Source organism: Coleofasciculus sp. FACHB-712, assembly GCF_014695635.1.
GTDB lineage: Bacteria > Cyanobacteriota > Cyanobacteriia > Cyanobacteriales > FACHB-T130 > FACHB-T130.
This window is the reverse complement of record NZ_JACJOQ010000180.1, coordinates 1-10,160: the sequence shown is the minus strand read 5'-3', so window position 1 is coordinate 10,160 and position 10,160 is coordinate 1. Positions and strand designations below refer to the sequence as shown.

At 48.6% G+C, this 10,160-nt stretch carries 9 protein-coding genes; 4 read left to right on the top strand and 5 right to left on the bottom strand.

What is annotated here, in order from left to right; genetic code table 11:
* Positions 1–378 (bottom strand): hypothetical protein (locus tag H6F50_RS26695; protein WP_206754818.1); only part of this gene is annotated, 378 nt, incomplete at its 3' end.
* A 100-nt stretch (positions 379–478) separates the two neighbouring features.
* Here H6F50_RS26695 and H6F50_RS04950 point away from each other — a divergent pair.
* From H6F50_RS04950 to H6F50_RS27500, 4 genes are all read left to right on the top strand, one after another.
* Positions 479–661, top strand: coding sequence for a hypothetical protein (locus tag H6F50_RS04950; protein WP_190426936.1), 183 nt, complete (start codon positions 479–481; stop codon positions 659–661).
* Between the two features lie 58 nt (positions 662–719).
* Positions 720–1,127 carry a hypothetical protein gene (locus tag H6F50_RS04945; RefSeq protein WP_190426934.1) on the top strand — a complete coding sequence of 136 codons (408 nt, stop codon included), beginning with the start codon at positions 720–722 and terminating at the stop codon, positions 1,125–1,127.
* A 72-nt stretch (positions 1,128–1,199) separates the two neighbouring features.
* Positions 1,200–2,684: an Asp-tRNA(Asn)/Glu-tRNA(Gln) amidotransferase subunit GatB gene (gatB, locus tag H6F50_RS04940; protein ID WP_190426932.1), complete on the top strand. Its 1,485-nt coding sequence runs from the start codon at positions 1,200–1,202 to the stop codon at positions 2,682–2,684.
* Positions 2,685–2,708: 24 nt separating this feature from the next.
* Positions 2,709–2,843, top strand: coding sequence for a hypothetical protein (locus H6F50_RS27500; protein ID WP_277877538.1), 135 nt, complete (start codon positions 2,709–2,711; stop codon positions 2,841–2,843).
* A gap of 409 nt (positions 2,844–3,252) precedes the next feature.
* On the opposite strand, the gene H6F50_RS04935 is transcribed toward H6F50_RS27500, so the two are convergent.
* The 4 genes from H6F50_RS04935 to H6F50_RS04920 form a co-directional block, all read right to left on the bottom strand.
* Complete coding sequence (locus H6F50_RS04935; RefSeq protein ID WP_190426939.1) at positions 3,253–5,301, bottom strand: response regulator; 2,049 nt, start codon at positions 5,299–5,301, stop codon at positions 3,253–3,255.
* Between the two features lie 182 nt (positions 5,302–5,483).
* The gene (locus H6F50_RS04930; RefSeq protein ID WP_190411999.1) at positions 5,484–6,098 is read right to left on the bottom strand and encodes a chemotaxis protein CheB; all 615 of its coding nucleotides are present in this window, start codon (positions 6,096–6,098) and stop codon (positions 5,484–5,486) included.
* Positions 6,099–6,262: 164 nt separating this feature from the next.
* The gene (locus H6F50_RS04925; RefSeq protein WP_190411949.1) at positions 6,263–7,099 is read right to left on the bottom strand and encodes a protein-glutamate O-methyltransferase CheR; all 837 of its coding nucleotides are present in this window, start codon (positions 7,097–7,099) and stop codon (positions 6,263–6,265) included.
* Positions 7,100–7,190: 91 nt separating this feature from the next.
* On the bottom strand, positions 7,191–10,160 hold a 2,970-nt coding region (locus tag H6F50_RS04920; protein WP_190426930.1), incomplete at its 5' end, for a response regulator.

Sequence of the window (10,160 nt, the reverse complement as noted above, 5' to 3'; positions counted from 1 at the left end):
TTGTTCGGCATTTAATGCACAAGTTGGCACACGCACAAATGACTGTTTGTAAATAAATATTGCAGCTTTTGAAAAAAATGTGTTACATTCCTTAACAAGGGACGACTTAGTGTATCGAGACGCAGGTTGGCTATCTACGGGATAATTGCATAGCTTTTTCGTCTTGGCATCAGGTTTTCCTCCTCCCAACACAGCAAGCTTGACCAGTCGCCGCGAGTGGCTGGTTTTTTTTAGCATACTTACCCGCCAAAAGGCGTATGCAAAAAGAGAGAATTTCAGCGATCGCGCTTCTTCAACCTGAATCGTCAAAAAATTTAGATCCGTCGTGAATTCATCTATTTCTGTTCCTTTGTTTCCTCGGCGTCGCTTGCGAAGCAACGACTAATTTTATATCCCTAAAAATAAAATCGACACTCATTAGATTAGTAATACTTTCAAAATTTATATTGCTAAATTATTTCGCTTTTATAGACTCATTTTGGAAGTCAACTCGGCTTCTGACTATCTAACGGAAGCTAAATTATTTGAGAGTAATCCCGATAGCGCCGAATTGGGGCGGTTCGCAATTTTTAATCTCTCGCTGCAAGATTTAAACCGGACTAGAACCGCGCGATCGCAAGCGTGCATCCTCTACTTTATCCAGATGAAAATGAGCGGATAGACATCTTTAGTTCTGATGCTAAGATGTTGGGCATTCCCTAATTTAGGAGAGTTAGTTGATGAAATCCTCAAAGGTTATTCTAGGAATTTTATTAAGCCTAACCTTATTAGGAGTCGGGGCGAGACTAGGACTCCAAAAAACGCCAGATGATGTCAGTCAAGGTGAGAAGTATCGCGATCGCTATGTTGCCTTTGTTTTTCCTAAGCTAGTTCGGGAAGTTCAAATAAGGCTGAACCTGGGAAAGAATCCAGGGGAAATCAAGCACGATTTAAAAGAATTTGCTCCAAAATATGAAGAACTGATTGCAGACGCCGGTCGAAAAGCAGACGAAAACCTGGCGAACGAACCAAGAGACGCAGCCTTTGCCGAGCGATTCTGGGCTGAGAAGAAACGTATTTTAAAAGCAGAGTACGGAATCGATTGGAAATCACCAGCAGACATGAATCCAGAAGTCGTTTTTGATTAATTAAGGGCTGCGAGGTTAAGACAAAGCTAAAATAGAGCCGAAGTGTTGCAATTATCTGCACTCTGTAAGCTCATGACGACTGCTGCTCCGGTTAAAACTCAGTACGAAGCTATTATCGGTCTGGAAACTCACTGTCAACTCAGTACCGAAACCAAGATTTTCTGTAATTGCTCCACCGAATTTGGTGCGACGCCCAATCAGAATGTCTGTCCAGTGTGTATGGGAATGCCTGGAGTATTGCCGGTGCTGAATCAAAAGGTGCTGGAGTACGCGGTTAAAGCCGGTTTGGCTCTCAACTGCGCGATCGCTCCTTATAGCAAATTTGACCGTAAGCAATATTTTTATCCCGATCTGCCCAAAAATTATCAAGTTTCTCAGTACGATTTGCCCATTGCCGAACATGGTTGGCTGGAGATTGAGCTAACTGACGCAGATGGCAACCCCATCCGCAAAAAGATTGGCATCACTCGCCTGCACATGGAAGAAGATGCTGGAAAATTGGTTCATGCGGGTAGTGAAAGACTCTCTGGTTCTACCTATTCTTTAGTAGACTACAACCGCACCGGCATTCCCTTGGTAGAAATTGTCTCCGAACCGGATATCCGTTCGGGGGTTGAAGCTGCTGAATATGCCCAAGAACTGCGCCGGATTGTCCGCTATCTGGGCGTCAGTGATGGCAATATGCAAGAAGGTTCGCTGCGCTGCGACGTGAATATCTCCGTGCGTCCGGTTGGTCAGAAGGAGTTTGGCACGAAGGTCGAAATCAAAAATATGAACTCCTTCAACGCCATCCAACGGGCGATTGAGTACGAAATCGACCGGCAAATTGAAGCCATCCAATCCGGCGAGCGAATTATTCAAGAAACCAGGCTTTGGGAGGAAGGTAGCCAACGCACAGTGAGTATGCGGACGAAGGAAGGCTCTAGCGATTACCGCTACTTCCCAGAACCCGACCTAACTCCCATACAAGTCTCCGCTGAGCAATTATCTAAGTGGAAGTCGGAACTGCCGGAACTGCCAGCGCAAAAACGTCATCGTTACGAAAGTGAATTGGGTTTGTCTGCTTACGATGCCCGCGTCCTAACCGACGATAGATCGGTGTCGGAGTATTTTGAAGCGGCGGTTTCTGCCAAGGCGAATCCCAAGCAAGCGGCTAACTGGGTGATGGGTGATATTTCTGCCTATCTCAACACCGCTAAACTGAATATCGCTGAAATTGCCCTCAAACCCCAGATCCTCGCGGAACTCATCTCCTTAATTGAAGACGGAACTATCAGCGGCAAAATCGCTAAAGAGATTCTGCCAGAGTTGCTGTCTAAAGGGGGTTCTGCGAAAGAACTGGTAGAGAGCAAAGGAGTCAAGCAAATCTCTGACAAGGGTGAGCTGGAAAAAATCATCAATGAAGTTATAGCGGCAAATCCCAAAGAGCTGGAACAGTATCGCAGCGGTAAAACTAAGCTGTTGGGTTTCTTTGTGGGGCAGGTGATGAAGCAAACAGGAGGTCAAGCTGACCCGAAACTCACGAACCAAATGATGGCTAAGAAGTTGAACAGTTAGTTAGACAAGCCAAAATATACCGCCTTGCGGAGTCGTCAAAACCTACTCCGCAAGGCTGAAGCCCAGGCAACGGGTGCTGGTAGAAAATGTAGCGGATGTGCAGGCGATCGCTCGCAGAAATACGTATCTGCTACATTTGCCGCACAACCCTTTGCCTGATTTATGTTGACAATTATCTTCGTCTTCACTTCACATAAAAGCGAGGAAACTTCACGAAAAAAACAAAATAAGGGGTGACACCCCTCATCCCCAAGTGATATATTTTATTTAGTAGATGCACCCTGATGATCGGGAGAGTCGCCCAAGTGGCTCTCCTTTTTTTTATGCCTTTTTTTGTATGGGAATGGGTCACAGCTTCATCGGATCGACCTACAAGCAGACACGCGAAGCGTCGCTCAAGGCGCTGTACCGGACGTTCGACTTCTTCGACAAGACGATCGGCGCGAACAGATAGTCCTGCTCCCATCGCGGGATATCTATCGCCTAACCAACGCTTACAGCCGTGCGGCTAGCAAGCAATGTCGTTATAGAAATCGCCTGATTGAAAGAACGATTGGTTTAGAGATTGCTACACGTCTGCGAGCTTTGTACTCAGCCCCGCCAAGTTTGCCACAGAAGCAATTAATTTGATTGCCTCAACGGGTTTAGGCAGGTGTACCTGGAAACCTGCTTCGAGTGCCTGCGATCGCTCCTCACCCCTGGCATAAGCAGTCAGCGCGATCGCGGGAATGCTCGTTTCTCCTCGCTGAGATTCCAAAGCTCTCACTTTACGGATCAAGCCATAACCGTCCTCATTAGGCATTCCAATGTCGCTCACCAGTACGTCGGGTTTTAAGTGTTCCAGAGCTTGCATCGCTTCCTGAACCGATGCCACAGCCGTCACTTGAGCGTGGTATTGTTCTAGCGCCGCCCTCAAAAAATCGCGGGTATCCGTATCGTCATCCACCACCAACACCTGCAACGTTTCCAGAGAGGGAGGAGACGCGACCGCGACTTTTTTACCTGAGGAGATAGACTCCAAATCGCAAGTCTTGAGCTGATCGGATACTACTGGCAGCTTCACGATAAATGTTGACCCTTTCCCTTCTCCCTCACTTCTTGCCTCAATCGTGCCGCCTTGCAGTTCCACTAAGTTGTGGACAATTGCCAAACCGAGTCCCAATCCACCATAGCGCCTGGTGGTGGTGCTATCTGCTTGACGGAAGCGATCGAAAATATAGGGGAGAAAATCTGGGCTGATGCCCACGCCGGTGTCGCTGATGCTAATTTGAGCGCGATCGCCATCCTTGAAAAGGCGCACCTGCACCTTTCCCCCTGAAGACGTGAACTTGATCGAATTGGAGAGTAGATTCCAAACAACTTGCTGCAAGCGGTTAGGATCGCCAGGAACCAGTTCCACGGCGCGATCGAGTACGCTTTCCAATTGAATCCCTTTATCCTCAGCCGCCGGACGAACCGCATCCAGCGCCGCCTCAATCACGGGGACAAGATTAACTTGACAGATATTTAACCGTAGCTTCCCGCGAATAATCCGCGAGACATCGAGAATATCCTCAATCAGTTGCGCCTGTAACTTGGCGTTACGCTCAATCGTTTCCAGGGCACGGGCTGTCGTCTTTTCATCATACTTGCGACTGCGGAGCAGTTGAGTCCAACCCAGCATTGAGTTGAGGGGAGTGCGGAGTTCGTGAGACAGGGTTGCAAGGAACTCATCTTTAATTCGGTTTGCCGCCTCGGCTTCCTGTCGTGCCACCTGTTCGCGAATCATCTGAGCGCGGGCTTCCTCTGCGGCTTTGCGCTCGGTGATGTCTTCTAGGGTACCGACATGACCGATAAGTTCGCCGGTATCGGTCAGCATCGGGGAGGAGCGCAGGTAAACCCAACGCACAATCTCCTCCGGAGTCTGGCAGCGAAACTCGTTGGAGCATTCCTGACCGATGCTCATGCAAGTAGACCAATGTCTATAGACGCGATCGCGGTCTTCTGGATGTACCGACTGCAACCAGCCTTCTTCGTAGAGCGAGGCTAAAGTTCCCGTTTCTACATTAGGCGTTAAGCCACAAATCGCTTGGCAGCGCGGATTTGCGTAGGTACAGCGCCCTTCAATATCGGTCATAAAAATGCCTAGGGGCGAGCAGGCACTTAACGAGCGAAAACGCTCTTCACTTTGCTTAAGTTCTAAGTTAACAGCAGTCAGTTGTGCCGCTTGTCGTTTCACCTCTGCGGTTTTCTTGAATAAGTCAACAAACACCCCCACCTTGGAGGTTAATATTTCCGGCTCCAGCGGTTTCAGCAGGTAATCTACTGCACCCAGGGAATAACCTTTGAAAACCAGAGAGTCGCTGCTGCTAAATGCGGTTAGGAAAATAATCGGCGTGTGGCGCGATCGCTGTCGTTGTCGAATCAGCTTTGCCGTCTCAAATCCATCTAGACCGGGCATCTGGACATCAAGCAAAATCACGGCAAAATCCCGCTCAAGCAGACATCGCAAGGCTTGTTCGCCCGATGTAGCTCTGACCAAATTTTGACCGAGGCTGCCCAGGATCGCCTCCAAAGCCAGTAAATTTTCTGGGTGATCGTCCACAAGGAGGACGTTAACTATTTCTTCGGGCTGCATTTTCTGGAAGGTCGGGACTTGTTTGAGCGGCTTTGTCGAGCCTGCCACTGTTTCGCTATTGATACCACTATCCAAAGTTACAAATTTTAGAAACCAGAATCCAGGGTTTTTAGATGAAGATTTGATGTGTCTAGATTCGGCTGTTGAGCTACTAGGGCTTTGGCGTCACATATCTGATTTTTTCACCTCACAGCCGATTGACAAAGGTTGACTAAAAGAGGGGCAATGTCTTGGAGCTGCACAATCCAGTCTACCGTTACAGATGCGATCGCGGCTTCCGGCATGATCCGGCTTTCTGCTGTTGCAGGCTCTTGTACTATAGCCCGTCCGCCGCGTGCTTTAATTTTTGCCAAGCCTTTCGCTCCATCCTGACTTGCTCCGGTTAAAATCACCCCGATAACTCTCTGTGCATAAGCATCAGCTGCCGATTCAAACAGCACATCAATCGACGGTCGGGCATTGCATACAGGAGCCTCAGTGGAGAGTGCTAATGTGGCGATGCCTCCGTACCGACCTTGGCGGTGTCCCCATGCCTGTCGGGGTTCCACCAGTAAGTGATAATCAGCGGGAGCTAGGTATACCCGTCGAGGCAGAATTTCTTCTTTATCTTCCGCTTCCGCCACCGGCAAAGTGCTGTACTGCTGGAGAAAGAAGCTCAGCGTGTTATCAGAGGCTTTGTGACGGTGTTGGACGACAACCACAGCCGCTGGGAAAGTATTTGGTAGACCTGCGAGCATTACGGTTAAAGCTTGTAACCCACCTAATGATGTGCCGACAACAACAATATCAAAAGTCATACTCACCATGAATCAGTAGATGGGCAAAACTCAATAAAACGGGTGGGTAGTGAAGGATTTCCAATTACCTACTACTCTTGACCTAAAAAATGTTCACCTCCTTTTTATTCCATTGATTTGGGAAATCTTGCATTTATGTGTAATTTGTAATTGGAAAGTTTTAATTAAGCCAATTTTCGGTAAATCTTTTCATGATTTTCTAACTCCTCATAGTGTTTTTCGTATAGAGTGGTTTTCAGGGATTCCTGACGACCTAATCCTAAAATCCCAAATCTACAAAGGCTATCGTACAAAAGATTGTGAACCCGTTCCTGAAGAAATGGATTGAAATAGATTAGGACGTTGCGACATAAGATGACATTAAATTCATTAAAAGAACCATCGATAGCTAGATTATGTTGAGAAAAAATAATGTTTTCTTTGAGTGACGCCCGAAAAATAGCGCTATCATAAGCAGCGGTATAATACTCCGAAAAAGACTTAATCCCGCCTGCTTTGAGATAATGCTGAGTATATTCCTGCATTAAATGGAGGGGAAAAATGCCACTTTTGGCTTTTCTTAATACCATCTCATTCATGTCGGTTGCATAGATGCGGCAACGGTGATAAAGCTCTTCTTCTTGCAACAAAATTGCGATTGAATAAACTTCCTCTCCAGTTGAACAACCTGCACACCAGATCCGAATAAATGGATATGTTCGCAATAAGGGAACAACTTTATTTCTAAATGTTAAATAAAAGGTCGGATCGCGGAACATGGCGGTCACGTTGACGGAGAGACCGAGCAGAAATCGCTCCATCGCGTTTGCATCGTGGAGGACTCTTTCCTGAAGCGCGGATACACTGCTTAAATGCTCCGCACGAATCGCATTCCAGATGCGGCGCTTGAGTGAAGCGGGAGCATAATTTCGGAAATCAAATCCGTAGTAACGATACACGCCCTCCAATAGCAACTGAATTTCAATATCTTCAAGTTCGCTGCTATTTTTGGGCGTGTTCATACAGTAAAAAGTAAAAGGTAGAAAGGTAAAAGAAACAGAGACAAAGAAACAGCAAGAACTTTTGCTGCTTCTTTGCCTTTTTTCTTTTGCCTTATCGATAGAGCCAGACGCGAAGCAGGGAGAGCAATTGCTCGGTATCTACAGGTTTGGTGATGTAGTCGGACGCACCCGCTTCAATACACTTTTCGCGATCGCCTTTCATGGCTTTGGCGGTGAGAGCGATCATCGGTAGTGTTGCGAATGAATCGAGCTGGCGAATAGCTTGCATGGTTTCGTAACCGTCCATTTCCGGCATCATCACGTCCATCAGGACAATATCAATGTCGGGGCGTTCTTGCAACTTCGCAATGCCATCTCTGCCATTTTCGGCATACAACACTTCCATTTGATGGAGTTCCAGCATACTGGTGAGGGCAAAGATATTCCGCACATCGTCATCAACAATCAAAACTTTCTTGCCAGTCAGAACCGGATCGGTTTGATGCAATTGTTCCAGAATTTGTTGTTTCGGGCGGGGTAGATTTGCCTGCACTCGGTGGAGGAACAAGGCGGTTTCATCCAGAAGACGTTCTGGCGATCGCACGTCTTTGATGATAATCGTCTCGGCAATGCGCTTGAGTTCGGTTTCTTGTTGCTTGGTTAATTCCCTGCCGGTATAAACAATGATTGGGAGTGTCGTCAGGCTAGGCTCCTGTTTGATTTGCTCCATCAACTCAAATCCAGTCATATCCGGCAGTCCCAAATCCAGTACCAGGCAATCATAGTGCCCGGTTCTCAGCTCTTCGAGTGCCTCTGTCCCAGTGCCTACAGCCGTCGTCTGCACGTCGCTATTGCCGATTAGTTCGACAATGCTGTGGCGTTGAGTTTCATCATCTTCTACGACCAGCAAGTTCTTCACGGGGCGCTCGACAAATCCCTTAATGTCAGATAGCGCCTGCGCTAACGCTTCGCTGCTGACAGGTTTTTGTAGATAAGCGATCGCTCCTTGTTGCAAGCTGCGCTGCTGGACTTCTTCGACGGAGATGATATGCACGGGGATGTGACGAGTGCCTGGGTCGTGCTTCAAACGGTCTAACACCGTCCAGCCATCCATCACCGGCAACCGAATATCTAGCGTAATCGCATCCGGCTGATATTCTCGCACCATTGCCAGAGCTGTATCGCTTCGCAACGCCACCAGCCCTTTGAAGCCTTGTTGTCGTGCCATGTCCAACAAGATCCGGGCAAAATTGATATCGTCCTCCACAATTAGCAACACGCGATCGCCCGCTTGGATATCGTCCCGGTCATCGCTAATGTCAGCCATGTGTGCAGAACGCGGGTAGGGACTCGCGGCGACACTTGCCTCTCCGAGACTGGAGGAACGAACGCCGTCGTTTCGATTCGCCGGTGGAGTCGCCAGTGGAGTTGCTGGTGGAGTCGCCAGTGGAGTTGCCGGTGGAATTGCCGGTCGAACATCAAGGGTCTGAGGGATACTGGGTGCGAGGGTACTGGGGGCGACGGGACTCCTCGCTCCTGGAAGGATACTTCGCACTTCCGGACTCATTCCTGCTGCCCCATCTTGATAAGCTTGCGGCAAATAGAGGGTAAACGTGCTTCCCTGTCCCGGACTGCTCACCAGACGAATTTCTCCGCCCAGCAGTCGGGCAATTTCTCGACTGATTGACAAGCCCAAACCCGTCCCGCCGTATTTGCGGCTGGTTGTTCCATCCGCCTGCTGAAAAGCCTCAAAAATAATTCTCTGCTTATCTGGTGCAATCCCAATCCCTGTGTCGCTGACGGCAAAAGCAATGACGGTCTGGGCGCGATTTAAACTCCCCTGTTCGGAACTCCAGCCGCCTGTGGCTAGCTCGACTCGTAATCGGACTGCACCCTGATCCGTAAATTTAAAGGCATTCGAGAGCAGATTCTTCAGGACTTGTTGTAACCGTTTCGAGTCGGTATACATTCCCTTGGGCAGTCTTTCGTCGGATTCGACAGTAAAGGCGAGTCCTTTGTCGTGCGCCACTTGCTGGAACGTTCGCTCCATCTGGCTCCGCAAATCGGTAAATAACATCTGATCGATGTCAACCGACATCGTTCCCGATTCAATTTTTGCCAGATCCAAGATGTCGTTAATCAGTCCCAACAGATCGGTGCCTGCGGAATGAATGGTGCGGGTGTATTCGACTTGCTTCGGCGTCAGGTTCCCCTCTGGATTATCAGAAAGTAGACGAGCCAAAATCAACAAGCTATTTAGCGGCGTCCGCAATTCGTGGGACATATTCGCCAAGAATTCCGACTTGTACTTCGAGGTGAGTGCCAGTTGCTCGGCTTTTTCCTCCACCGACTGTCTTGCCTGTTCGATTTCTCGATTCTTGCGCTCGACTTCGCGGTTTTGCATCGCGAGTAAGCGCGATCGCTCTTCCAGTTCTTCGTTGGTTTGCTGCAACTGTTCCTGTTGATTCTTGAGCAGTTCCTCGGATGCCTGGAGTGATTTGGCTTGTTGTTCCAGTCGCTTATTCGTTTCTGTGAGTTCTTTCTGCTGGGTTTGGAGTTCTTCTGCCAGGGCGGTGGACTGCTTGAGCAATTCTTCGGTACGCATCGAAGCGGCGATCGTATTCAGAACGATGGCAATGCTTTCGGTAAGTTGATCGAAGAAGGTGAGGTGAATCTCGCTAAATCGCCGGAAAGAAGCTAGTTCAATCACCGCGGTCACTTGCCCTTCAAAAAGAACGGGCAACACAACAACATTCAGCGGCGTAGATTCCCCTAAGCCAGAGCTGATCTTGATATAGTTGTCCGGCACCTCGCTGAGCAGAATCCGTTCTTTTTCCAGGGCGCATTGTCCCACCAAGCCTTCTCCTAAATGGAAGTGGTTGGCGAGATGCTTGCGCTCGCGGTAGGCATAGGTACTCAGGAGTTTCAGGAATGCCTGATGTTGCTCGCCACTTTCCATCAGGTAAAACACACCGTGTTGCGCGGATACCAGAGGAGCGAGTTCCGAGAGAATGAGCTTGGAGACGGTTTCCAAATCTCGCTGTCCCTGAAGCATCCGGGTAAATTTGGCGAGGTTGGTTTT